The sequence below is a fragment of the Mesorhizobium sp. WSM3224 genome, assembly GCF_000427725.1.
In the GTDB taxonomy this organism is placed as follows: domain Bacteria; phylum Pseudomonadota; class Alphaproteobacteria; order Rhizobiales; family Rhizobiaceae; genus Mesorhizobium.
Genome location: NZ_ATYO01000003.1, coordinates 267,167 through 291,812 on the forward strand (window position 1 = coordinate 267,167; position 24,646 = coordinate 291,812).

Annotated in this window: 24 protein-coding genes and 1 pseudogene; 13 read left to right on the forward strand and 12 right to left on the reverse strand. The window is 64.2% G+C overall.

The window, feature by feature from the left end; all coding sequences use genetic code 11:
- Nucleotides 1-38 precede the first annotated feature (38 nt).
- The 3 genes from YU3_RS0108190 to YU3_RS41200 form a co-directional block, all read right to left on the reverse strand.
- A complete protein-coding gene (locus YU3_RS0108190) occupies nt 39-1,259 on the reverse strand; it encodes an NAD(P)/FAD-dependent oxidoreductase (RefSeq protein WP_027165775.1) in 1,221 nt (406 codons plus the stop codon).
- A gap of 64 nt (nt 1,260-1,323) precedes the next feature.
- Entirely contained in the window at nt 1,324-1,902 is a 579-nt protein-coding gene (locus YU3_RS0108195) for an OsmC family protein (RefSeq protein ID WP_245273450.1), read from the reverse strand.
- Between the two features lie 269 nt (nt 1,903-2,171).
- Nucleotides 2,172-2,420, reverse strand: coding sequence for a DUF1127 domain-containing protein (locus tag YU3_RS41200; protein ID WP_027165777.1), 249 nt, complete (start codon nt 2,418-2,420; stop codon nt 2,172-2,174).
- 340 nt (nt 2,421-2,760) lie between these two features.
- Here YU3_RS41200 and YU3_RS41205 point away from each other — a divergent pair, with 340 nt between their 5' ends.
- Complete coding sequence (locus YU3_RS41205) at nt 2,761-2,976, forward strand: hypothetical protein (RefSeq protein WP_027165778.1); 216 nt, start codon at nt 2,761-2,763, stop codon at nt 2,974-2,976.
- Nucleotides 2,977-3,167: 191 nt separating this feature from the next.
- On the opposite strand, the gene YU3_RS36240 is transcribed toward YU3_RS41205, so the two are convergent.
- Nucleotides 3,168-4,058 carry a DUF1194 domain-containing protein gene (locus YU3_RS36240; RefSeq protein WP_051333882.1) on the reverse strand — a complete coding sequence of 297 codons (891 nt, stop codon included), beginning with the start codon at nt 4,056-4,058 and terminating at the stop codon, nt 3,168-3,170.
- Between the two features lie 119 nt (nt 4,059-4,177).
- Here YU3_RS36240 and YU3_RS0108215 point away from each other — a divergent pair, with 119 nt between their 5' ends.
- Nucleotides 4,178-5,281: a helix-turn-helix transcriptional regulator gene (locus YU3_RS0108215; RefSeq protein WP_027165779.1), complete on the forward strand. Its 1,104-nt coding sequence runs from the start codon at nt 4,178-4,180 to the stop codon at nt 5,279-5,281.
- A gap of 329 nt (nt 5,282-5,610) precedes the next feature.
- Here the strand turns inward: YU3_RS0108215 and YU3_RS0108220 are convergent, their stop codons facing one another.
- From YU3_RS0108220 to YU3_RS0108235, 4 genes are all read right to left on the reverse strand, one after another.
- Complete coding sequence (locus YU3_RS0108220) at nt 5,611-6,927, reverse strand: HlyD family type I secretion periplasmic adaptor subunit (RefSeq protein WP_027165780.1); 1,317 nt, start codon at nt 6,925-6,927, stop codon at nt 5,611-5,613.
- Between the two features lie 3 nt (nt 6,928-6,930).
- Nucleotides 6,931-8,688, reverse strand: coding sequence for a type I secretion system permease/ATPase (locus YU3_RS0108225; RefSeq protein ID WP_036258090.1), 1,758 nt, complete (start codon nt 8,686-8,688; stop codon nt 6,931-6,933).
- A gap of 126 nt (nt 8,689-8,814) precedes the next feature.
- The gene (locus YU3_RS36245) at nt 8,815-10,239 is read right to left on the reverse strand and encodes a family 16 glycosylhydrolase (RefSeq protein WP_036258092.1); all 1,425 of its coding nucleotides are present in this window, start codon (nt 10,237-10,239) and stop codon (nt 8,815-8,817) included.
- Nucleotides 10,240-10,731: 492 nt separating this feature from the next.
- On the reverse strand, nt 10,732-11,136 hold the full coding sequence (locus YU3_RS0108235) for a hypothetical protein (protein WP_027165782.1): 405 nt from the start codon (nt 11,134-11,136) through the stop codon (nt 10,732-10,734).
- 252 nt (nt 11,137-11,388) lie between these two features.
- On the opposite strand from YU3_RS0108235, the gene YU3_RS0108240 reads away from it, so the two are divergent.
- Nucleotides 11,389-11,832, forward strand: a complete 444-nt coding sequence (locus YU3_RS0108240) for an SRPBCC family protein (protein ID WP_027165783.1) — start codon at nt 11,389-11,391, stop codon at nt 11,830-11,832.
- 90 nt (nt 11,833-11,922) lie between these two features.
- Nucleotides 11,923-12,159 (forward strand): hypothetical protein, encoded by a 237-nt coding sequence (locus YU3_RS0108245; RefSeq protein WP_027165784.1) that lies wholly within the window; start codon nt 11,923-11,925, stop codon nt 12,157-12,159.
- A gap of 39 nt (nt 12,160-12,198) precedes the next feature.
- On the opposite strand, the gene YU3_RS0108250 is transcribed toward YU3_RS0108245, so the two are convergent.
- Nucleotides 12,199-12,903 (reverse strand): SDR family oxidoreductase, encoded by a 705-nt coding sequence (locus YU3_RS0108250; protein ID WP_027165785.1) that lies wholly within the window; start codon nt 12,901-12,903, stop codon nt 12,199-12,201.
- Nucleotides 12,904-13,085: 182 nt separating this feature from the next.
- Nucleotides 13,086-14,018, reverse strand: a pseudogene (locus YU3_RS36250) (SMP-30/gluconolactonase/LRE family protein).
- Between the two features lie 65 nt (nt 14,019-14,083).
- Here YU3_RS36250 and YU3_RS0108260 point away from each other — a divergent pair.
- The 8 genes from YU3_RS0108260 (at nt 14,084) to YU3_RS0108295 (ending at nt 21,002) form a co-directional block, all read left to right on the forward strand.
- Complete coding sequence (locus YU3_RS0108260; RefSeq protein ID WP_051333883.1) at nt 14,084-14,803, forward strand: FadR/GntR family transcriptional regulator; 720 nt, start codon at nt 14,084-14,086, stop codon at nt 14,801-14,803.
- A gap of 1 nt (nt 14,804) precedes the next feature.
- Entirely contained in the window at nt 14,805-16,007 is a 1,203-nt protein-coding gene (locus YU3_RS0108265) for a mandelate racemase/muconate lactonizing enzyme family protein (protein ID WP_027165787.1), read from the forward strand.
- 24 nt (nt 16,008-16,031) lie between these two features.
- Entirely contained in the window at nt 16,032-17,009 is a 978-nt protein-coding gene (locus YU3_RS0108270; protein WP_027165788.1) for a sugar ABC transporter substrate-binding protein, read from the forward strand.
- A gap of 82 nt (nt 17,010-17,091) precedes the next feature.
- Nucleotides 17,092-18,069, forward strand: a complete 978-nt coding sequence (locus YU3_RS0108275; RefSeq protein ID WP_027165789.1) for an ABC transporter permease — start codon at nt 17,092-17,094, stop codon at nt 18,067-18,069.
- 4 nt (nt 18,070-18,073) lie between these two features.
- On the forward strand, nt 18,074-18,805 hold the full coding sequence (locus YU3_RS0108280; protein ID WP_027165790.1) for an ATP-binding cassette domain-containing protein: 732 nt from the start codon (nt 18,074-18,076) through the stop codon (nt 18,803-18,805).
- Between the two features lie 11 nt (nt 18,806-18,816).
- On the forward strand, nt 18,817-19,572 hold the full coding sequence (locus tag YU3_RS0108285) for an SDR family oxidoreductase (protein WP_027165791.1): 756 nt from the start codon (nt 18,817-18,819) through the stop codon (nt 19,570-19,572).
- 2 nt (nt 19,573-19,574) lie between these two features.
- Nucleotides 19,575-20,453 carry an aldose 1-epimerase gene (locus tag YU3_RS0108290; RefSeq protein ID WP_027165792.1) on the forward strand — a complete coding sequence of 293 codons (879 nt, stop codon included), beginning with the start codon at nt 19,575-19,577 and terminating at the stop codon, nt 20,451-20,453.
- Between the two features lie 177 nt (nt 20,454-20,630).
- On the forward strand, nt 20,631-21,002 hold the full coding sequence (locus YU3_RS0108295) for an endonuclease domain-containing protein (RefSeq protein ID WP_027165793.1): 372 nt from the start codon (nt 20,631-20,633) through the stop codon (nt 21,000-21,002).
- Nucleotides 21,003-21,126: 124 nt separating this feature from the next.
- Here the strand turns inward: YU3_RS0108295 and dinB are convergent, their stop codons facing one another.
- Together dinB and YU3_RS0108305 are read right to left on the reverse strand one after the other, a co-directional pair.
- Nucleotides 21,127-22,389: a DNA polymerase IV gene (gene dinB, locus YU3_RS0108300; RefSeq protein WP_027165794.1), complete on the reverse strand. Its 1,263-nt coding sequence runs from the start codon at nt 22,387-22,389 to the stop codon at nt 21,127-21,129.
- Between the two features lie 1,276 nt (nt 22,390-23,665).
- Nucleotides 23,666-24,046: a cupin domain-containing protein gene (locus YU3_RS0108305; RefSeq protein ID WP_027165795.1), complete on the reverse strand. Its 381-nt coding sequence runs from the start codon at nt 24,044-24,046 to the stop codon at nt 23,666-23,668.
- Nucleotides 24,047-24,407: 361 nt separating this feature from the next.
- Here YU3_RS0108305 and YU3_RS0108310 point away from each other — a divergent pair, with 361 nt between their 5' ends.
- On the forward strand, nt 24,408-24,641 hold the full coding sequence (locus YU3_RS0108310) for a hypothetical protein (protein WP_027165796.1): 234 nt from the start codon (nt 24,408-24,410) through the stop codon (nt 24,639-24,641).
- Nucleotides 24,642-24,646: the final 5 nt, after the last annotated feature.

Genomic DNA, 24,646 nt, shown 5'->3' on the forward strand with positions numbered 1-24,646 from the left:
ATTGTCCTTAGGCCGCCTTGCGGCCGTTGCAGTCGACCTCAGGCCGCCTTGCGGCCCTTGCAGTCGAGATGACAGGAGATTTCGGTGGCGATCGCCTTCGCGTCCGCGCCGACGCCGCCGATGAAGTTGGAATCGCGCTTGCGCAGGAAGCGGAAGCCGAGCGCGTAGAGGCCGGGCACGCCGGTGATGCCGCCCCGATGCGCAAGCTCGCCATCGGCGCCGAGCGCCAGCGGCTCCAGCCAGCCGAACGAGCGCGCGTAGCCGGTCGCCCAGATGATGCTGCGGATCGATCCGTCCGTCAGCGAAAGCCGCTCCGCGCAGGCCGATGGCATCGCCACCGGCTCGCGCCGGTATGGTGTCGCCGTCCCCGCGAAACGGTCGATCTGGTCAAGCAGTCGCGCCTGCTTCGCTTCGGCCGCCGCGATGTGCTCGCCAGGATCGCCGGCGAAGATGATCTCGCGATCGGTAACGCCACGCACCCGCCCGGCCAGTTGCACGCCGAGCGCCTGCAGCGTGGCGAGGTCGACATCGGCCTTGTCGGGCCGGCCGGCGAGCTGCAGCGAAGGCTGGCGCCGGGCGCTTTCCGGATCGGCGAGGTCTTCCTGGCGCTGCGCCATCAGGCCCATTTCGCAAAGCCAGAAGAAGATGTCCTTGCCGCGCCATGTCCTTGGCAGGCGCGTATGCTTGCCGACCGAAAGCACCACGCGCCGCCCGGCGCGGGCGAGCTCGTCGGCGATCTGCACACCGGAAGATGCAGCGCCGACGACCAGCACGGCGCCCCCCGGCAGCTCTCCGGGTGAGCGATATTGCGAAGCGTGGATGCTGAGCAGTCCGCCTCTGGCGCCAACCGCGAAGGGGATGACCGGCCGGTCGCAATGTCCAGTCGCGACGACGACCGCGCGCGCCGACTTCTCGCCGGCGCTGGTATGCAAGGCAAAGCCGTCGCCGGTCCGCTTGCAGGAGATGACGTCGACGCCGGTCTCGACAGGCGCATCCCATTGCCAGGCATAGCGCTCCAGCCCTTCCACGAAAGCCCCCTTGGTCATGAAACCGTCCGGATCGCCGCCCTTGTAGGGCGAGCCGGGCAGGGCATTCAGCCAGTTGGGCGTCAAGAGCCGCAGCGAGCGCCAGCTCTGCGAGCGCCAGCGCTCGCCGATGCGGCCGCGTTCCAGCACGGCATGGTCGATGCCGGCCTGGCCGAGGCAATGGCTGAGCGCAAGGCCGGCCTGGCCCGCGCCGATGATGACCGCGTGTCTCATGATTGTGGTCCGTCTGGGGAAGGGAGCGGTCCGGATCGGATCCGGACCGCTGATCAGGCTTGGATCACTGGATGGTCTTGATCCCGACGGTGACCGGGACACCCTTGGTCAGCACGTCGAACACGGCCGAACGGGCGCGGGACTGCTCGACCAGCTGCTGCAGCTTCTCGGCCGGCGCGTCGCCTTCGATCTCAAACGACACCTGGATGTTCTGGAAGCCGTTGCGGACCTCGTCGGAAATGCCGAGGATGCCGCGCAGGTCGATATCGCCGTCCACCGAGCACTTCACCCTGGTGAGCTTGATGCCGCGTGCAGCGGCGATGTTGGCGACGCCTGCCATCAGGCAGCCGGCCAGCCCGTGCAGCAGCCACTCGACCGGAGTCGGCGCATTGTCGGCGCCGCAAAGGATCGCCGGATGGTCGGCATCGGCAAAATGGGGCTTCTCGTGCTTCTGCTCCTGGCCGGCGCCGAAGAAGCCATGCATGACGGTCTTGCTGTGCGTGCCCTCGATCCACTCGTTGTGGGCGCGGAACTGGAACTTGGCCAGCTCCGGCTGCGCCGCGACGAAATTGATCGTCGCCAGCAGGTTCGGCGTGTCGACGCCATTGAGCGGAAGCCGTGCAGGTTTGGTGTTGGGTTGCATCGTCATCTCCAAAGATTGTTTGCGGCTTGGTTGCCGTGACGGCCTCTGTTTGCCGATGAAGCGTTTGAACGAGAGTGGATGCGAGCGTGGAATTTTTCATACACCCACCGTGGAAATTGCGTTGGACGTATCGTTTGAAACGCGTGCTGATCGGTCGATTCCATGGATCGGATGTTTGCTTGATCCGAATGCGCCGGAACGCAGAAACCCTAGGCGTGGGAAGCGCCCTGGGGTCCATCGGCAGCGTGGCCACGATCGCCGTCGGGCGGTCACCTGACGTTGCCGATGTCCATCCGGTCGGTGTTGGACGGGGCGTAGTCCATCGCGGTGTAGTGGTCGATTTCCGAACGGGCGATGCCCAGATCCTTGAGCAGATAGTCGGGCATGGCCTGCAAGGCAGCGCGCTCGCTGCGCATCTTCATCGCGTGATAGGCAAGCCGCAGCGCGCGGCCGGCAAAGCCGGTCAGGCCGAGGCGCGCACGGCCGGTTTCACAGGCGGCGTGTTCCAAACTCGTCATTGTCGTCTCCATCTTTTGCGCGCGATCATTCGCGTCGCCGATGGGAGGACTGTCGCAGGCGAGCGGGGGAACCAGCGTTGGAGCGGGCGTCGAAATTGCCGTGGAAACCTGGCAGGTCTCAGTTTGAAACATAGTCCCTTGCCAACGCGGCACGGAGCGCGTCGTTGCTACGGCGTTTCTCCGTATCGGCGAGAGGCAGTGTATTGGGCGAAGGTGACAGCGGGGTATTTCTACCCCCCTATGGCGTAAGAAACGAAAAGTCCTTGGTCTTCCTTTTATATCAGGACTTGCGTATATAAGGGCTGCGTTACTTTGCTCATTTTCAGAGGGGAATAAAATCATGCGCAAACAGAAATCGCTTGGACTGGCGCTTCTGGCTTCCATATCGCTTTTCCTCGCCGACGCCGCTTTAGCGAAAGACGCCTACAAGACACCATGCAGGGCGGATGCCCAGCGAGTGTGCAAGATGGTCGACAATGCAAAGGGGTTTAGCTGTCTTAAACAGCACATCAGTGAGCTCACCCCTGCCTGCAAGACGTTTCTCTCCAAAAAATGAGCTGAATGCGTTGTAGCCGTTCGATCGCATCGCCGGTTGCCGAGTGCACAAGCGACCGATGCGTAAAGCCATTCCTGCACAGAGCTGCAACCCTTTGTCGGGTGCGCTGAGTCAGGTCACGAATGAAGTGTCCGCTCTTGAAGATACCCAACCCGAAGACGCCGGTCCGCTCTCGGCCGACCGGCGCAGCCCTACCGTCCAGGGGCTCCTCCGATCGTGACGCAATCGACGTCAGCTCGTGAGCGGATCTGATAAGCCGCAGGCTGCACACCGGCTGACAGACCGGCTATTTCATTCACGAGCTTCTTCCGAATTGCTGTTGCAAACTCGGCTGTGCTGTCGACCCTGACGATGAAAGCGTCGGAACCGCCGATGACGCAGCTCTTATAATACAGCTCGACGAAGCGCGGACCAAAGCTGTCGAGCATGTCGGCCGCTTGCAGCGAGATCGCCAGTCCGTTGATGGTCACGCCGGCAGCAATGAGTGCGTCGCGCACGGGTTGAAGCGGCAGACCGGCATTGTTGGGTCCGTCGCCAGAAACATCGATTACCCGGCGATCGCTTCCCGGCCCTTCGGCCAGTAGCTTGCCCGCCGCCAGGATCGCCCCTGAGATTGACGTGCCGCGTCCTCTGACGATCGGCTGAGCCCGCAGCACCTCGCCGAAGGCGGCCGCATCTTGGGGCCCATCGAGAACAGTCCATGGTATCAGCACGCTCTGGTGATTCGGGCCTGCCCACTCAACATAAGCTATGGCAATTCTGCCACTTCGACCGGATTCGATGGACTGCAACACCGCGGGATCGTGCAGTGCGTTGACATATCCTTCCCGCTGCAGCCGTTGTTCCGCCTCGCTCATTGAAGACGATACATCGACGCAAAGAACCAGTTCGAGATCCACCGAGGAAACTTGCGCCGCCGTGGCCGACAGCGACGTTGTCAGGCTCACCGCGAGGGCAAATAGCCAGCCTCGTGCCCGTCCCGATTCTTCTTGCCCAGCGAAGGGTGGATCGAAGGGCATCATATTGGCGCGTCCATCCGGTTGATCGAACGAGAGGATGCTGCCGGCGACTTTGTCTCGCATCACCCGTAAGGGTGAACCGAGGCTGCGCTTTCGCTGATAGTGTGCGCCAGCATCCAGCGCTGTCTCCCCAAGGCGCAACGTGCTACTGAAGCTTGCCTTCACGACCACGGAGTTGGTCGATGCTTGTGGAACGAACTGAGCGGGCCATCGAGGCCTGTTACGATGCGGTCCTGGCGCCAGGCGAGTGGCCTCGCGCGCTGCAATTGCTTGCAGAGTCGCTAGGCGCCGAAAGCTGCACCTTCTTCTCAGACGATGAAGAGGTGCCGCCCAAGATGCCCATCTCCACCGAACATGCCGAATTCCACGAATTGTGGCTGCGCAACGAAAGCGATGCTCCGGATCCGCACGTCACAAGAGCGCCCGCATTCCGCCGGGCAGGCTATACGACGCTCATCGAAGACCAGATCTCCACGAAGGAGGAACGCAGGACGCTGCCCTATTACCAAGAGATTGCCCGTCCCGGGGCAAGGGATTGGTATGCCTCAACTCCCTTTATGGTCGATGAACATCGCTGGAGTATGCCTCTCTATCGTGGCGCTCGCCGTGGCAGGTTCTTTCCCGAGGAAACCAACTGTTTCGCGGAAGTTGGCCCGCACCTCGGCAGGATCGTAAGGCTCGCGAAGCGGTTTGCAGCGTTCCAGCAGGTGTCGGAACTCTCGTCGCTTGAACGAGCAAGCTGCGCGGCCATTCTGCTCGACGAAGAGGGCCGCGCGAAGGATCTGAATGTTTCGGCACAGAAGCTGATTGGTGAGGAGTTCTACCTTGTGAGAGGTCGCCCGGCGACCGATGACCCCAGCAGCAATGACCGGGTCCGGCGGCTGCTCGCCGGTGGTCTGCCTGGCCGGCGGGACGGAGCGCCTGCGGCCGCACCAGTGGTCATCAGCCGCAGCGAAAGCCCCTGGCTTTTGGCGGAGGTGATGCCGCTGAGCGCACTAGGCAGCGATCTGTTCACGGCCGGCTGCGCCGTCCTCCTGCTGACCGACCTAAGGTCTCTGGAGCGTCCGGATGCACTGCGCTTGCGCGCTGCATTTGGCTTGACGGCAGCCGAGGCCAGGCTGGCCGCGCGCCTTGCGTCGGGCGATGGCATCAATGCGGCGGCAATTGCACTCGGGATCAGCCGCGAAACCGCGCGCACCCAGCTCAGAGCGGTATTCGCCAAGACCAACACTCACCGTCAGGCGGAACTCGCCACGCTCGTCGCTCGCCTTCGGCCACACGCATGATGACCGATTGGTAGGAGCGTATTGCGGCCGGAAGCGTCACGAGGCAGGTGCTAGCGCAATGCGGCCAACGCGGCGCCGCAGTCGAGTGTCTGGTTTCAGGCAACGGCAAGCAAAGTCGTTGCGGTCAAGATCGGGCGCCAGCGGAAATGGCACCTTTCTGGCTAGTTCGTCCCACACCAGACCGTCTGTTCCTCGGCCCAAAAAGGACATTGGAGATTGCCCTGGCGAGGACGCCTCTGGAGTGAAGCGGCCGCTCGTGTCACGTCTCGGCCGAGCCGCCATCGGCGACAGGCATCATACGACATATGCCTCTCGCGTCCTTCCGCCCGCTACCTTTCCCTGAACGCCCGTGCGAACGAATCCATCATCGGGCGTACCAGATATTCGAAGAAAGTCCGGTCGTCGGTGCTGATGAAGGCGTCGACCGGGGTGCCGGGATAGAGCTGTTCGGCTTTCACGCCGGGGGGCAGGGCGTTGGCGATCTTCAGCCTGGCGCGGAAATAGGGTTCGTGGGTGGCCTCGTCGATCAGCCGGTCGGCGGAAATCTCGCTCACCGTGGCCGGGACTTCCGGCGTCAGGCGTGTGTTGAGCGCCGACAGCCTGAGCTTCGCCGGCTGGCCGACATGCACCTGGTCGATGTCCCTCGGCCGCAGCTTGGCGTCGACCACTAGGCCCGATGCGGTAGGCAGGATCTCCATGATCTTTTCGCCGGGCGCGACCACGCTGCCTTGCGAGTTGTAGGTCGAGGACACCACGATGCCCGCCGCCGGCGCTGTGATCGTCGTGCGCTTCAGCACGGCTTGCGCGGCGCGCATCTGCTCCTCGATGTCGGCGAGGTTGGTGCGCACGTCGTCGAGCTTGGTCAGCGCTTCCTCGACACGCTGGGTGGTCGCGCGCTCGGTCTGCGCCTCGGCCTCCACGATCTGCGTGCTGGCCGAGGCGAGGTCGGCCTCCAGCGAGCCGGCCTGGCCGACGAGGTCGGCCTCCGAGCGCAGCAGCTGCGAATATTCGGTGCGGTTGGTGAGGCCCTTGCCGAGCAGGTCGGTCTTGATGCCGAGCTCCTTCTTCACCACCTCGGCCTGCTGCTCGATGGCGAGCTTCTGCGCGTCCAACCCCTTGACCGACTCGCGATGCATGGCGACGCGCTGCGCCAGGATCGATTGCTCCGAGCGGAACCGCGCGAGCCTGGCCTCGAATTCCTTCTGCTGTTCGCGGATGAGGTTTTCGAACTCCCGCTGGAACGGCGCAGGCGCGGGCTCGGCGATCGGCGCCAGCCTGCCCAGCCCGTCGCGCTCGGCCTCCAGTCGCGCCGCACTTGCCTTGAGCGCGATCCACTGCCTTGTCAGCCGGTTGAGATCGGCCTCCGGGGCGGTTCGGTCGAGCAGGATGAGCTCCTGGCCTTCACGCACGCGGTCGCCTTCATGCGCCAGCAGCTGCCTGATGATGCCGCCCTCGCGATGCTGGATCAGGATATTGCCGCCGGTCGCCGCGATCGTGCCTTGCGTGATCACCGCGCCGGCCAGCGGCGCTTTGGCCGCCCAATAGCCGAAGCCGCCGACCATGAGCGCGACTGCCGCGTAGCCGGCGAAGGCCGTGCGCCGGAAGTCCGTGCGCGGGCTGCCTTCGAAAGTGAGGCTCTGCGTCATCGTCTACGACCCGTGCCGGATGGTCGGCGAGGCGCGGATGGTCGGCGCGAACGATCCCGTCACCACCGTGCTGCGCTGTGCGCCTTTGCCCTTATCGATAATTGCTTGCCGCAACACGTCGGCGCTCGGTCCGAACGCCTCGATGACGCCGCCGCGCAGAACCATCACGCGGTCGCAGGCAGCCGCAATCGAGGGCCGATGCGTGATCACGATCGTGGTGACGCCGGCCGCGCGCGCGGCCGCCAGCACCGCTTCGAGCGCCGCTTCGCCGGCGCCGTCGAGATGCGTACTCGGCTCGTCCAGCACCAGGATGCGCGGATTGCCGTAGAAGGCGCGCGCCAGCCCGATCCGCTGCCGCTCGCCGCCCGACAGCGTCCCGGCGATCGTCGTCTGGTAGCCGTCGCGCAGCGAAAGGATCAACTCATGCGCCTCGGCGCGCCTTGCCGCTTCCACGATTGACGCATCGTCCGCGTCCGGGTCGAAGCGGGCGATGTTTTCAATGACAGAGCCGGGGAAAAGCTCCACTTCCTGCGCCAGGTAGCCGATATGCCGGCCGAGCTGGTTTTCGTCCCAGGTCCCGAGCTCGGCGCCGTCGATCCTGACCGAACCGCCGCTCGGCTGCGCGGCCCCGACAAGCAGCCGCGCCAGCGTCGATTTGCCGGCGCCGCTCGGGCCGACGATCGCCACCGCCTCGCCAGGCTGAATCGCAAAACTCAGCCGCTTGAGGATGGGCTCGGCGCCGAAACCGGCGTTGGGCGCGATGAAGAAAAGATCCTGCGCTGAAATCGCGCCGGTCGGGTCGGGCAAGGTCAGCTTGCGCGCCTGAGCCGGCTGTGCCGCAAGCGCTCCTCCCAGCCGCGACCACGCGCGCCTGGCCTCGAGGATCTGCCGCCAGGAGCCGATCAGCTGGTCGAGCGGCTGCAGCGCGCGCGACGACACCAGCGAGGAGGCGAAGATCATGCCGGCCGTCATCTCGCCCTTGAGCACCAGCCACGCGCCGGCGCCAAGGATCGCCAGCTGCAGCATCATGCGAAGCGCCCGCGAAATGCCGCTGAAGACCGCGTTGGCGCCAGCCGAACGATCATGCAGGACAAGCGCGTCGGCCACATGCCGCCCCCACAGGCGCGCGGCGTTTTCCACCATGCCCATGGCGCGCAGCGTCTCGGCGTTGCGGGCAAAGGCCTGCTCGGCCTGGCTCGCCAAGGCCGAACGTTCAGCCGAGAGCGCATCGTTCCGGCCGATGGCGAGCTGGTTGGCCACGACCAGCATGACGAGCAGCGCCGCGCCGCCGAGCGTCACCCAGAACAGCACCGGATGGATGAGATAGAGCAGGCCGAGAAAGATCGGCGCGAAGGGCAGGTCGAACAGCACCGAAACGCCCCGCGAGCGGATGAAGGCGCAGACTGCGGCAAGGTCGGTGAGCGGCGACGGCGCGTTCCTGGCGCCGAGCGACGCGGCGAACATTCTTGCGCCCAGCCTGGCGTTGACCGTCGCGGCGATGCGCTGCGTGTAGACGGCGCGGATGGCGTCGAGGAAGCCGAGGAAGCCAAGCGCCGCCACCGCGATGACCGATAGATAGACAAGCGTTTCGACGCTGGAGGAGGGCAGGACGCGATCATAGACCTGAAGCAGGTAAAGCGGGATCACCAGCAGCAGAAGGTTGATGAGCAGCGAGAACAGGCCCACGTCGGCGACGGCGCGACGAAACACCGCCCGAAGGCCGGCCTGCCCGATCGAATCCGGAGCGCTCTCCTGTGACATTCGCCCGGCCGCCTAGAGCATAATGCCGAAAAGTGTGAAGCGGTTTTCGGGCGACATCATGCTCTATCTCCTTAACTTAGAGACGGATTCAGATTTCAGGTCGATTCGACCTTAAATCATCCGGCTCTAGGCCGCGTGCTCGCCCGTGACGTTCAAATGGCTCTGCTGCAAATCGTCCAGCGTATAGGCGTGGATATAGTCGATCTTCATCTGCGCCGGTGTCGCCAGATGGTCCGGCGGCGCGCCGGCCTGGCCGCCGACCGCGAGATCGACCAGCATATACATCGGCTTGTTCATGTCGGACGGCGTTGCCGCCGCGGCGACCTGCACGCCGTCATAGGTCCAGACCAGCTTGTCCGGAGTCCACAACAGGCCATAGGTGTGGAAGCCGGCGGTGTCCATGACGTTCACCGTGGATCCGACCGTCGTGTGCTGCCCCGTCTGGTTGGTGTGCGCGGTCATCAGCAGCGAATTCGGTTTCTGGCCATACATCTCCATCACGTCGAGCTCCGGCGGCCAGGAGCCGTCTTCCGGCAGCAGCCAGAAGGCCGGCCAGGCGCCGGCGTGTTCCGGCAGGTCGGCCTTCATTTCGAAATAGCCGTAGGTCTGCGAGAACGAGTCATGCGTGGTAAGCAAGCCGGAGGTGTATTCGTAATTGTTGATCAGCGGCTTGATGTCGGCCGGGGCTTGCGCTGCGGTGATGGTGAGCACGCCGTTGTCGACGCTGAACGGATGCACCGAGCTGGTCGGGGCGTAATTGGCGTCGATGTACCACTGCAGCTCGCCATTGCGGGTGAGCGTGCTGCCGTTCGGTTGCCCCCACCAGAAGTTGGTGTCCCAGGTGCCGCCCTGGCTGTTGTGAAGGTTCAGCGTGTTGAACTCGTCGCTGAAGGACAGCGTCATGCCAGACTTGTCGATCGGCAGCTCGAACTGGTTGGGCTGCAGCTTGTCGATCGTCGTGTTTTTGAATTCGAGGACCTCGCCCGATCCGAGGTTCAGCATCACATTGGGTCCCGCCTGGATCATGTTGTCGTGGATGGCGGCGAACGACGTGAATCCGTAGCCATCGAGGCGCACGGTGTCGTTCGAGGCAAAATTGACGATCGAGTCGCTCCCGTTGCCCTTGGCGATGATGAAAGTGTCGGCACCGCCGCCGCCATCGATCAGGACGTCGTTGCCCGCCCCGCCGTCGAGCGTCTGGCCGCCCGCCGTGGCGGTGATGATGTTGTCCAGCGCGTTGCCGAAGGCATAATTATGGGCGTTGGTGACGACGAGGTTCTCGACATTGTTCGGCAGCGTGTAGCTCATCCATGTGTTGATCGTGTCGATGCCCTGGCCAGGGTTCTCGACCACCTTGTTGCCCGCCGAATAGAGGTAATAGATGTCGTCGCCGGCGCCGCCATACATGGTGACGTTGACGCCGCTGGAGGCCCAGATTGAGTCGTTGCCGCTGCTGCCGTTGAATGTCGGTCCGGACGTTGCCGAAAACCAATGATTGGAAGCGCCGCTATAGTAAAGAGGAACGCCCACCGCGTTGACGACGAAGCTCATCGGACAATCCTTCCGCGCTGCCCCACCCGGAGGTTCACTGCGGGTTCAAGCGACCGCTTCGAACCAGCTTGCAACGTGGACTATCGTTCCTGAAAACAAGCAAATAGTACAGAGAAAATCGGCAGTATTTTTATCGATATTTTGTACAGATAGAATAAGGGATATCTAATACAATCATGGCGTGAGTTCTTCCAAATTTTACTTAATTTTGCAAGGTTATTTGCCAAAAGATTGTGCAGATAGCCATGGATGGATGCAGCTGGCGCAACGGAGCACCTGCACCTGCCGACGGTCCAAAACCGGCGTTGAACTGCTCACCGAACAGGTGGCGGCAAGATGGTTCGGCATCTACGGCGAAGAACAACTGGTTGCCGTGTCGCATCTGTCGGATGGACCCGGCTGGCTACCACGCCTCCTTGAGTCCGCAGGACCCGGAAACCGAGTGGAGTTGAGCCGATTCGGCGACTAGTGGAGTCGATCGGGGATGCCTTGTCAGTTGTTCCAGTCGTCCCAGTTGTCGTCGTCCCCGGGATCGCTGGGCATGACCCGGATAATCGGCCGCTGACGCTGGTAGCGCCAGTCATACTCGTCCGGCGGCTGCGGCTCGTAGGTTTCGTAGATGCGCCGGTGGTAATGGCGGTGCTTCCAATATTTGTGCGCCTTATGCGGCCGCACACAGTAGCCGTCCTCGGTCAGGTAAGCGCATCTGACATCCGCCTGGTACACAAGGCCGATCCTTGGCGGAGCGGCAAGCATCGGCGCAGCCTGGGTTGCGGGCAAGGGCAACAGCACAGCGCCAGCAAGGGCAATAACGAACGGTTTCATCGGCCTCTCCATCATCTCGTTCGGGCGGAACAAACCCGACGCGTTGCGCGATTTGAAGGCGCCGGAGATCACTTTGTTTTTCCGCCGCAAACAAAGCGGCTCTGCTGGCCGAGCGCGGGGCCATGGACCCCTGTGGCCGGCGATGGCGCCGCCCCGCCAGCCCGCCCGCCGACGATGCCCAGCCTGATCGAAGCGCTCATGTCCGCTGCCTCCGCTGCAAAGCGATAGGGTGGCTGTCAGGCAAAAAATCTGACAGCCTTTGTCGGGTCGGCAGGGGCCCGCCCGTCCTTGGGGCATCGATCAACAAAGGAAGGATATCGAGATATGCCGAGCACCATCCAACTGCACCGCGTCCTGGCGACCAAGCCGGAGAAGGTCTACCGCGCGTTCGTCGAGGCCGATGCGCTGGCCAAGTGGCTGCCGCCGAACGGCTTCACCTGCACGGTGCACGAATTCGACGGCAAGGTCGGCGGCGCCTACAAGATGTCCTTCCGCAACTTCACCACCGGCGAAAGCCACGCCTTCGGCGGCGAATTCGTCGAGCTCGTTCCGGGCGAGCGCCTGCACTACACCGACCGCTTCGACGATCCCAATCTGCCGGGCCTGATCGAAGTGACCGTGATCCTGAAGAAAGTGTCGGTCGGCACCGAGATCAACATCACCCAGGCCGGCATCCCGGACGCCATCCCCGCCGAGGCCTGCTATCTCGGCTGGCAGGAATCGCTGCGCAACCTGGCCAAGCTCGTCGAGCCGGAGATCAACCAGTAAGTTCGCGAAAACGTGCGCGGCGGCCGGTGCCGCGGCCGCCGCCTTACCTGAGGTAAGCAAAATTTCACCAAGCGCGGTTAAATTTGCTCCATGGATCGCAATCGCAACAAGAACAATGACCTCTTTGTCCTGATGGCGGCGCTCGCCGCCGTGGCGATCTACAACATTGCCTGCGGCATCAAGACAGGCGAAGTCCGGGGCAAGTTGCATTGGGTCGCCCTGGCGGACGATCCGACACGATTTTGGAACATCGTAGTCGGCAATTCGATCGTCCTGGTGGCTTCAATGGCGTTCCTGTGGGTGCTTAATTCCCGCAGCCGCGGATGACTTGAGGCGACGCCCTCTCCGCCTCACAGCGCCCCCGTTTCACAGCGCTCTTGTGATGCCGCCATCGACGCGGATGTTCTGGCCCGTGATGTAGGCCGCCCCGTCCGAGGCGAGGAAGGAGATCGTCGCGGCGATCTCCTCCGACGTGCCGTAGCGCTTCATCGGCACGCTGTCGCGGCGCTCGTTCGTCGTCGGCAGGCTGTCGATCCAGCCGGGCAGCACATTGTTCATGCGGATGTTGTCGCCGGCATAGGTGTCGGCGAAGATCTTGGTGTAGGCGGCAAGCCCGGCGCGCGCCACGGCCGAGGTCGGGAACATCGCGCTCGGCTCGAACGCCCATGCGGTCGAGATGTTGATGATGACGCCCGATTTTTGGCCTTGCATCACCGGCGTCACCAGCCGGGTCGGGCGCACGGCATTGAGGAAATAGGTGTCGATGCCCTTGTGCCAGTCCTCGTCGCTGATCTCGATGATCTGCGCGCGTGGCCCGTGGCCGGCGCTGTTGACCAGCACGTCGATGCGGCCCCAGCGTTCCAGCGCGCCGTCGGTGAGGCGCTTGAGATCGTCATTCGACTGGTTGGAGCCGGTGACGCCGAAGCCGCCGAGTTCCTTGCCCAGGGCCTCGCCCTTTCCGGAGGAGGAGAGCACGCCGACCTTGAATCCGTCCGCCGCCAGGCGCTCAGCCGCCGCCGCGCCCATACCGCTGCCGCCCGCCGTCACCAGAGCTACTTTTTCCACTGCCATGTCCTGGTCCATCCTGGGTGTTAAAGTTGAAAGCGATCCTGTTAGCATGCCGAGGGCAGGGGATGAACTGGATTGGATTGCGCCAACAACCTTGGCGATGGCGAAAGTGGCAGAGCGCGTGATCTCCCCCTGCCCTTGTGTGGGAGATTGGCAGCGTCGGCGGCTCGCGCTTTGGGATGCCGTCACCCAAACCGATTGCCCGGCACGCCCCGCACGCCCGGGCGCAGCGCGAACAGGCCGCCCTCGTGCGGGTTTGCGGCGAGATGCTCCGCGCTCATCGTGAAGCGGGCGGAGGTGACGAACAGTGTGTCGAGGTCTGGGCCGCCGAAGGCGCAGCTCGTCGGCCAGCTGCAGGGCAGCTCGACGATCCGGTCCAGCCTGCCGTCGGGCGCGATGCGGGCGAGGCAGCTTCCGCCCACCACCCGGCAGTTCCAGACATGGCCCTCGGCGTCGAGGCAGGAGCCGTCCGGCAGGCCGCGCTCGAAACCGGAGAAGAAGGGATGCGCTTCGCCGAGCCGTCCCGCCTTCGTGTCCAAGTCATAGCTATAGAGCGCGTTCTTCGTCGTGTCGGCGGTGATGAAGCGCCCGTCAGGCAGCCACACCATCGTGTTGGTGATGCCGAACCGGTCTTCGCTGAGGCTCCTCACATCGCCGTCCGGGCCGACCCGGTGGAGCTGGCCTTCATCGCTCGTGATCGCCGCCGGCGCGTCGTCCGGCCCGATATTGTTGGCCATTGTGCCGACCCAGAACGAACCGTCCGGTGCCACCACGCCCTAGTTGAGCCGCGTGCCCGGCCGGTCAGGCTCGATGGCCGCGATCATCCGGAACGACCCGCCGAAGTCCCACAATGTGATGTCCTTGCGCAGGCCGACGATCGCGCCGCCGTCCTTGCGCAGGCCGACCGAGGTGACAAGGTCGTTCGTCGCCCAGCTTTCATGCGCTCTGCTCGACGGATCCAGCCGATGGACCCTGCGGCCGATGATGTCGACCCAGACCAGCCTTCCGCGGCGCTCGTCCCACACCACGCTTTCGCCGACAACGTCGCGCGCGTCGAAGATCAGGCTGGCTTCCGTTTCGTGCATGAGGGCTCCTCCGGTTAGAAATCGACTTGACATATATCTTTTGCCTGAACTATGAGCAATTCAACAACAACCTGTCATACAGGTTTCGAGGGAGCGGAATGCAAGAGCAGACGGACCCACCGGACGGGCCGAGTCCTGGCCTGGTCAGCACGGCGATCCAGGCGATCACCCAGCACATCCGCTCGGAGGGCTTGGCGCCGGGCGATCCGCTGCCCAGCGAGGCCGCCATGACGCGCCGGCTCAACGTTTCGCGCACCGTCGTGCGCGAGGCCTTCCGCTCGCTGTCGGCGATGCGCCTCATCGACTTGAGCGCGGGGCGCCGCGCCACCGTCGCCAAGCTCGACACCGGCGCCATGTCGATGGTCATTGAGCACGGCATCACCACCCAGCAGATCAGCGTCCAGCAGGTCTATGATGTCAGGCGCACCATCGAGATGCGCACCGTCGCGCTGGCGGCTCTGCGCCGCACCGACATGGAAGCCGCGGCGATCGCCCAGTCGGCCCGGCTGATGCGCGAGAATTTCAAGAACCCCGAGGCCGTCATGGAGCACGACATCGCCTTCCACGAGGCGATCGCGGCGGCCTCGCACAATCCGGTGTTTTCGCTGATCGTCACCGCCTTCAGCGGCGTGACGCGGCGCACCTGGGTGATCGGCTGGCGCACCCGCTCCTCCGATCAGGCACAGCTCAAGATGATCAAGGGCCATGAGGACATCGCCGACGCCATCCTCAGGGGCGAACCGCGGCTGGCGGCCGAGCACATGGCCGAGCATTTCGACAAGAGCGTCAAGGCGCTGCTCGATGCGGGGATCGCCTGACATGAAGATCACCGCCATCGAGACCGTCCGCGTCGAGGAGCGGCCAAACCTGCTCTGGGTCGAGGTGCATACGGACGAAGGCATCACCGGGCTCGGCGAGACGTTCTATTTGTCGCGCACGGTCGAGGAGTATCTGCACGAATATGTCGCGCCCAGGGTGATCGACCGCGATCCGCTCGCGATCGACCTCCTGGCCGCCGATCTGGTCGGCTATCTCGGCTTCCGCTCCAGCGGCGCCGAGGTGCGCGGCAATTCGGCCTTCGACATCGCCTTGTGGGATATTTTCGGCAAGGCCACCGGCCAGCCGATCGCGCAACTGCTCGGCGGCTTCAGCCGCCCCTCCATCCGTACCTACAACACCTGCGCCGGCACCGAATACATCAAGGACGCCAAAGGCCAGACGACAGCCAATTACGGCATCGGCGCGAAGCGGGACTATGACGATCTCAACAGCTTCCTTACCCGCGCCGGCGAGTTGGCCGAGGAGCTGCTCGAGGACGGCATCACCGCCATGAAGATCTGGCCGTTCGACCACGCGGCCGAAAAGACGCGCGGCAACGACATCTCGGCGGCCGACCTGAAGGCGGCGCTCGAACCTTTCGAAAAGATTCGCAAAGCCGTCGGCGACCGGATGGACATCATGGTCGAGTTCCACTCGATGTGGCAGCTCCTGCCGGCCATGCGGATCGCCGGGGCCCTGACGCCCTACGCCACCTACTGGCACGAGGACCCCATCCGCATGGACAGCCTCGGCGACCTGAAGCGCTACGCCGCGGCGAGCCCCGCGCCGATCTCGGCTTCGGAGACGCTGGGCAGTCGCTGGGCTTTTCGCGATCTTCTGGAAACCGGTGCTGCCGGCATCGTCATGCTCGACATCTCCTGGTGCGGCGGCCTGTCCGAGGCGCGCAAGATCGCCTCGATGGCGGAGGCCTGGCGGCTGCCGGTCGCGCCGCATGACTGCACCGGTCCGGTCGTGCTCGCCGCCTCGACGCATCTGTCGCTCAATGCCCCCAACGCGCTCGTCCAGGAAAGCGTGCGCGCCTTCTACCGCACCTGGTACCGCGACCTGGTGACGGCGCTGCCGGAGGTGAAGGACGGCATGATCACCGTGCCGCCCGGACCAGGGCTGGGGCTGGCGCTCAGTCCTGATCTTGGCAAGGCCTACACCGTCCACCGCCGCGTCAGCGACAAGGCGGACATCTAGAAAGATCCAAAGGGAGGAACAGACATGAGAAAACTGACTGCAATGCTTCTGCTCGGCGCAGCCCTTGTCGGCGGGCAATCCGCCGCCAGAGCCGACGGCCTCAACATCGTCTTCACTCACCATTCGTCGGCCTCGAATACGTTTTGGCAGGCGGTGAAGAAAGGCTTCGACGACGGCTGCGCCAAGGTCGAGGCGACCTGCAACATGGTCTTCACCCAGACCGAGGGCTCGATCGAGCAGCAGGTCGCCAACATGCGCGCCGCTCTTGCCGCCAAGCCCGATGCGCTTTTGACCTCGATCGTCGACGACCATGCCTTCGACGACGTCATCAAGGAGGCGCGCGACGCCGGCGTGCTGGTGATCGCGGTCAATGTCGATGACACCGAAGGCGCCAAGGGCAATGCGCGTCAGGCCTTCGTCGGCCAGGGTTTCAAGCCCGCCGGTTATTCGCTCGCCAAGGCGATTTCCGAGAGCTTCCCGAAGGACGGCCCGATCAAGGTGCTGGTCGGCATTTCGGCTCCCGGCCAGAACTGGTCGGAAACTCGCGGCGCCGGCGTGATGCAGTTCCTCGAGGAGTACAAGGCCGCGCACACCGATCGTGACGTGTCGTGGGAGCGCATCGACAGCGGCACCGACCTCGCCATAACCTCCGACCGCGTCGGCGCCTATCTGAACGCGCATCCCGACACCACGGCCTATTTCGACACCGGCTTCTGGTGCGCAGGCGTGGCGCGCGTGCTGGCCGATCGCGGCGTCGCGCCCGGCAAGGTGTTGCTCGGCGGCTTCGACCTCGTGCCTGAAGTGCTGCAGCAAATGCAGAAGGGCTATGTCCAGGCGCTGGTCGACCAGCAGCCCTACATGCAGGGCTTCATGCCGGTGATGGAGGCCTATCTCAACAAGAAGATCGGCCTCGCTCCTTCCGACATCGACACGGGGCAGGGCATCGTGCGGCCGAACCAGGCCGACGCTATAATGGCGCTGTCCGCGCAAGGCATGCGCTGAGTTCCAGTTCGCACGTCTTATATTGGCGGCGCTCATGCGCCGCCAATGCGCTGCATAAATCTCGAACCGCCGGAGCCTTTCGTTGAAGCGCCTGTTCAAGACCTATCTCGAAAAGCCGGAACTTGCTGGGCTGATCCTTCTGGTGCTGCTCATCATCCTGTTCCAGGTCCGCTCGCATGGCGTGTTCCTCAACCAGGACAACCTGCGCGGCATCCTCGGCATCCTGCCGGAGGCCGGCCTCGTCGCCATCGGCGTCACCATCCTGATGATCAGCGGCGAGTTCGACTTATCGGTCGGCTCGGTCTTCGCGCTGATGCCGATGACCATGGCGGTGCTGATGGTGCATGGCTGGCCGTTCCCGCTGGCGCTGCTCGCCGGGCTGCTGGTCTCGGCGGCCATCGGCTTCATCAACGGCTACATCACCATCCGCTTTGCCATCCCGAGCTTCATCACCACGCTCGGCATGCTGTTCATGGCGCGCTCGCTCACCGTCGTCGTCTCCGGCGGCTTCCCGCCCCTGCTGCCCGCCGACCTGCCCAACTGGCTGTTCACCTCCTTTGTCGGCCCTGGCAACATGTTCCGTATGTCGTTCCTGTGGTTCGCGGCGGTTGCGCTGCTCACCTCGCTGATGCTGTCGCGCACCAATTTCGGCAATTGGATCAAGGCGACCGGCGGCTTCCTGCCCGCGGCAGCCGCGATGGGCATCCCGACCGCCAGGGTCAAGATCGTCTGCTTCATGCTGTGCTCGGTACTCTCCGGTTTCGCCGGCATGCTGCAGGTGTTGCGGCTGGGCTCGCCGCTCCCCTCGATCGGCGAGGGGATGGAGCTGCAGGCGGTGGCGTCGGCGGTCATCGGCGGCGCATCGCTGCTGGGCGGCATCGGCACCGTGATGGGCGGCATCATCGGTACGACGCTCATCCGCGTCATCGACAACGGCCTTGTGCTCAGCCATGTCGATGCCAACTGGTTCAAGTTCGCCATCGGCTTCCTGACCATCTTCGCCGTCGTCGCCAATGCCTGGATGCGCAAGCGCGCCAAGGCGATCAAGATGGAGGGCTGAAGCGATGAGCGACGCCATCATCTCCGTGCGCGACCTCCACAAATGGTATTCCGGCGTGCATGCCCTCAAAGGGGTCACGCTCGACTTCAAGCGCGGCGAGGCGCTTGGGCTCGTCGGCGACAACGGCGCCGGCAAGTCGACCCTTATCAACATCCTGTCCGGCGTCCACCGCGCCGACCAGGGCGAGATCAAGGTCGAGGGCAGGGCGGTGAGCATCGCCACGCCGCGCGACGCCATGGATCTCGGCATCGAGACCATCTACCAGTACAACTCCATGGTTCCCACCATGTCGATCGCCAGGAACCTGTTCATCGGCCGCGAGCCGACGCGCTTCTCGGTCCTCGGCGTCGGCATCCTCGACCAGAAGAAAATGGCCGAGGAGAGCGTGCGCGCGATCGCCAATGTCGACCTGCATCTGCGCTCGCCCGACGCCCTGGTCGGCGAGCTCTCCGGCGGCCAGCGCCAGGGTGTCGCGATTGCGCGCGCCATGCATTTCAAGTCGAAGGTGATGATCCTCGACGAGCCGACCAACCACCTTTCGGTCAAGGAGACGAACAAGGTGATCGGCTTCGTGCGCGGCTTGAAGGAGCAAGGCGTGACAGGCGTCTTCATCAGCCACAACATGCACCATGTCTTCGAATGCTGCGACCGCATCGTGGCGATGGCGCGCGGCGAGGTAGTGCTGGACAAGCGCATCGGGGACACCTCGATCGACGAAGTCCATGGCGTTTTGTAGAGGTGGCGGCGATGAAGGTGCTTGGCGATCGTGTCGTGCTGCTGACGGGCGGGCTCGGCTCGCTCGGTCGGGCGCAGGCGGTGAGGCTGGCGCGGGCCGGCGCGCGCGTCCTGCTGCTCGACCGCCCCGACATGGGAGACGCCGAGCAGACCGTGGCGGCGCTTGGCCAGCAGGCCAAGGGCGATATCGCCTTCATCGGCTGCGATCTCAACCGGTTGGCCGAGGCCGAAGCGGCGGTCGCCGCGCTGGCGGCGAAGGAAGGCGGCATCGACATCCTGATCAACAACGCGGCGCTGATCATCAACCGGCCCTTCGAGGAGTTTTCACTGACCGAGTACGAGGACCAGATCCGCGTCAATTCCTCGGCTGCCTTCGCGCTGGCGCGCGCCTGCGCGCCGGGCATGAAGGCGAGGGCCTATGGCAAGATCGTCAACTTCTGCTCCATCACGCTCAACGGCCGCTGGGACGGCTACGTGCCCTATGTCGCGTCGAAGGGCGCCATGCTCGGCCTCACCAAATCGCTGGCGCGCGAGCTCGGCCCCCATGGTATCCGCGTCAACGCCGTGTCGCCGGGCGCGGTGGTCTCGGAGGCCGAGGAGCGTGTCTTCGGCGACCGGCTCAAGCAGTACAATGACTGGATCCTCGAGAACCAAAGCCTGAAGAAGCGCATCGAGCCTGAAAATGTCGCCGAGCTCGTGCTGTTTCTCGTCTCGCCCGCTTCCGACATGATCAGCGGCCAAAACATCGCCATCGACGGTGGCTGGTGAGCATGGCCGGCGCCATCGAGCTGAACGACGGCCAGTCGAGGCTGGTTTTGACGCCGGAGAACGGCGCGGCGATCGCCCGTTATGACGCCCTGGTGATCGGCAGCGCCCCGGTTCCGCTGTTCAAGCCAGGCGACGGCACCGGCACCTCCGGCTGCCAGCTGCTGGTGCCGTGGTCGAACCGTATTTCCGGCGGCGGCTTTTTCTTCGAAGGCCGTTTCCATGCCGTCGAGCCGAACGTACCGGGCGAGACCTTCCCGATCCATGGCGATGGTTTCCAGAAACCGTGGCGGCTCGCCAGCCGCACGGATACCGAGGCGGAGCTGGTGCTTGAAGACGGCGCGATCGGTCCTTACCGCTATGCGGCATCGGTCACCTATGCGCTGCGCGACGGCGCGCTCGACGCGTGGCTGACCGTGGAGAACCGTGCCGGCATGCGCCTGCCTTACGGCCTCGGCTTCCATCCCTGGTTCCCGCGCGCCGACACAACCCTGCTGGAGGCGAGGGCTAGGCGCGTCTGGCTGGAGGACGAGCGCCATTTGCCTGTCGGCGTCGTGCCGGTGAGCGAGCGCCCGGCCTGGGATTTCGACCGCCCCATTCCGCTGCCGCCGGACTGGGTGAACAACGCCTTCGACGGATGGGACGGCCGCGCCAGGATCGTGCAGATGGAAGAGGGGATCGCAATCACGCTCACCGCCTCACGCGAGCTCGACGTCTACATCCTCTATTCGCCGTCGCCCGATGCCGGCTTCTTCTGCTTCGAGCCGGTCTCGCACCCGGTCGACGCGCATCACGGCGAGGGGCTGACGCCGCTTGATGACGGGGAGACGATGAGCGCGACGATGCGGCTGGACTGGGCGGTGATGGAAACCGACGCGCTCTGAGCCGCGAGCGATTGGCAGCTTCGGCGAAGGCGCCATTCTTGAAACGTTGGAGATTGGCGAAAGCCGAGGCGACGTCCAATCTCCCCCCAAGTGGGGGAGATGTCCGGTAGGACAGAGGGGGGCGCCGTAGAGTAGAAGCGTTGGTGTGACCCAAACCTCAGCGTCCTAACTCCGACCATGCCACATACGCCTCCGCCACCAAGACATCGGGCCAACGCGAAATCGATGCGCAAGGTCATGACTGACGCCGAGCTGAAGCTGTGGAATGAACTTCGTGCGCACCGATTAATGGGCCTGGGCTTCCGCAGACAGTTTCCGATCGCGGGTTACATCGTCGACTTCGCTTGTCCGCAGAAGAAGTTGATCGTGGAGGTCGATGGCTCGCAACACGGCGAAGCAGGTCTCGCAGGTGCCGACGAGATCAGAACCAAGCGCTTGGAACAGGATGGCTGGATCGTCCTGCGCTTCTGGAACGACGAGGTTATCCGCGATATCGACAATGTCTGTCAGCATATTGTTATTGCGGCGGGATTGGCTGGACCGATCTGAGATGCTGGCGGGACAGCGCCCCCCTCTGTCCTGCCGGACATCTCCCCCACGAGGGGGGAGATTGACGGCGCGTCGGCTTTCGCCAATCTCCAACGCCGCAAGAGAAGATGCCGAAGCACCTCGCTTACAGCTCCTTCTCCGCCAGCTCCCTGAACCCGTCCGGCACCGAGCGCGTGCCTTCCAGCGCGACGGCGCCGTAGCCGACGGCCTCCTTGCCGAAACGCTGGCGGATCTTGTCGATGGCGCGGTCGGCGCCGAAGCGGGCCAGCCCTTTGCGGCTGCCGGGCTTGAGCTTTTCATCGGCGAGGCCGAGCGGCAGTTCGAGCTGCAGCTCGGCATGCTCCTCCAGATGCGAGACGGAGATGGCGAGCAGCGAGATGTCACGCTCGCCCGGATGGGCGGCCAGCACGCCGCGCACCAGCTCCTCGGCGATTTCGGCGAGCATCGCGGTCGCCTGGATCGGCTGCTCCAGTGTCACCGAGCGGGTGACCGCGCGCAGATCGGCGAAGCGAACGCGCACCGTCACCGTACGCCCCGGCCGGTCCTTGGCGCGTAGCCGGCTGGCGACGCGGTCGGCCAGATGCAAGAGCGTCGGCACGAAGACGTGTGGCACCGCTGGCTTCCTGCCCAGCGCCGATTGCGCGCCGGCGGAAATCGCACGTCGATGTGTCTCGAGCTTGCGCGGGTCGCGGTTCCAGGCGAGCGCGGCGAGCTTCTGGCCGGCGGCATGGCCGATCAGCCGCTCCAGCGCACCGCCATGGGTGCGCGCCAGCTGCCCGATCGTCTCGACGCCGATCTCGGCCAGCCGCGCCTTGGTCGCCGGGCCGACGCCCCACATCAGCGTGACAGGCAGGTCGTGCAGGAACGAAAGCTCGGTGCCTGGCTCGACCACCACCAGCCCGTCGGGCTTGGCCACTTGCGAGGCGATCTTGGCGAGATGCTTCGTCCGCGCCACGCCGATCGAGATCGGCAGGCCGAGCTCAGCCTTTACCCGATGGCGGATTTTTCGCGCGATCTCTTGCGGCGGCCCGAACAGATGCGTGCAGCCGGCGACATCGGCGAAGGCCTCGTCGATCGAGATGCGCTCGACAATCGGCGTGAAATCGTCGAGCACCTTGATCGCGGCGTCGCCGAGGCGCTGGTACTCGGAAAAATGGCCGCCGACGAAGATGAGCTGCGGGCAGAGCTCGCGCGCCTTGCGGCCCGGCATGCCGCCGCGCACGCCGAAGACCTTGGCCTCATAGGACGCGGCCAGCACCACGCCGCCGCCGACGGCGATCGGCTTGCCGCGCAGCGACGGGTCGAGCAGCTGCTCGACCGAAGCGTAGAAGGCGTCGAGATCGGCGTGCAGGATGGTGGCGGCCGCAGCGTCGTTTGTGGTGCGCATCGCTCGATGGCCATTTGTGCGGCATTGCAGCATTAGCTGCGTCTGTTGCAAGGGGAATTAACAGAACATAAAGAGAACAAAAAGCGTTTAGTGTCAAGCCGCCACACCAAAACATGCAGCCTTGCACAGCTTGGCACAACCCGAGCTTGCAGGCGCCGAACTGCGGCCCGACGTCGCCCCGCAATGCCCCCGGCGACGGTTCCCTTCTGTTCTCCCGATGTTCGAAATAGAGGGTATCTCTAACATAAGATGTTCACGGCCATTTGGATGAGGGCTGAGCCGAAAGAGGTATGGAATTTCCGGTACGGCTTTTGGATGGTCCGCTTGCGCCTACCCCTTGTGTGCAAGCCGGCTCACCCATACCGCAACTGCCCCGGCTTCGGCTGGTCGTCCTTTTGCTGGCAAAACTTGGCAGTGCCCGGCGCTCAAGGCGCCCCTATAGCGGCCCGACAGTCCGTTGGGGTGGTTAGGGTCACCGACCGCCGGGCCTAACCGACTGGTGCGAGTCGGCTAGGCACATCGTAATATTAGCAACCCAGCATCTAAACCTTAACTGGAGGTTTTCCCCTGATTCTGCCATCCGCCTTTCTGTCCCACTCTAGGACATGCGCGCTGGCATCGGTCTTGCTCCGCAGGTTCTGCCGGTTGATCCCGGTCCTGATCGCGTAGCTTGATCAGGTTGTAGGCTCGCCGGGCTAGAGGAGTTGGGGTCTCGCCCGGCGAGTTCTTCGGAATCCGACTGCGCCAAGGACCGATACGGACGGGCCTTCGGCCGGACAAAAAAGGACCCGACTTGCAGGCCATGCGGCAGAGAAACAGCGCAACGGCGCCTGCAGGTCGGGCCTCACCCATAGCCCCCGCCAAAACTGGGTGATACCCATTTATGATCCCTGCAGCGCGATGGGCCGAATCAATTCATCTTAGTAGTCGCTAAAATATCGCCCGGTGTGGCAAAACTGCATCCATCGGTCAGGTGCGTCAAATGCCCTGCCGTCAACCGTGGTGGTCGACGGGTGCAATTCACAAGTCATCCCGCAACTCCGGAGAAGCGGCGGAGTCCACGGGAGCGGCCCGGCACCGTGGCGGGGTAGGCCAGCATGGGCCGGGCCTAACCGGCGGGGGCTCGGAAAAGAAACACGGCGCCGGCTGATGACAAATATACGCTCCTGCTCGTATGCCGGTACGCATCCTTAAGGACGAAGCCGGGGTAAGCTCGGCACGGCTGCCGGAAAGAAATGCCACGGCTCCGGCCGTGCCGGCCTTCGCCCGATCCGTCCTATGCCGGCTTGGCGTATTGCTCGGCGCTCAGCACCTCGATGCACTGGAACGGCTGGTTGCCTTCCACCCAGGCGTCATGGCCGGGCGGGATGGTGTAGGACGTGCCGGCATCGAAGGTTTTCTGCGTGCCGTCATTCATGCGCACGGTGATCGAGCCGGACACGACGTAGCCGACATGCGAGACTTGGCAGCTCTCGGTTTTGACCACCGGCTTCACGCATTCGGACCATTTCCAACCCGGCTGCATGTTCATCCGCCCGAGAGTATAGCCCGGCAGCCGGACGATCTCGACACGCGTCTTGGCGGGCGCGCGGACCTCGTCGGGATTGTTGTGCGATTTGGATTCAAGTTTTGTCACGTTCATTGCAACTTCGGCCATGGTTTCCCTCCCATGAGTGAAGCGGCGCCTGACGTTGCGATCGTCGGCGACCGCACCTATCCATACGCCTAGCTATGAGTAATTGCTAATATTATGATTGAGGAGGGCGATCCCGAGTCCGGGCAGCGGCAGCGGGAAGCGTTGCCTCCGGGGCCTCGGGCGACGGTCCGGGGCCGCGTTCGGACTGAAGTCTCACTGCGTAAACGCAGAGGCCCGAGCCGCCGATTTTGAAGAAACAACCGCCCCGTCAAATTCATTGCCTAGCAAGCCGCCGGACAAAGTCCCTTCATCGGCGGTTGACCACGGCGTGCTCGCCATTCCTGCGATATGGCGGGCACGCCTTTCCTGGAGTTTGCAGACCGTGCAACCCGGCAAGACGATCGCGAATCTGTTTGCTGCGCTGCTTCTGGCGAGCCTGGTCGGCGGCGTCTTCTTCGTCTTCGGCAGGCCGCTCTGGCCCGAGCGCCGAGCCCGAATGGTGATCCTTCTGCCGATCGACACGATAGCGACCGGATCGGTGCGCAAGGCTTGCCTCGCGCAATGCCTGCCGGCCCGCTTCGATCTCAAGCTTGCTCCCGCCAGGCCGCCAGGATGAAGCCG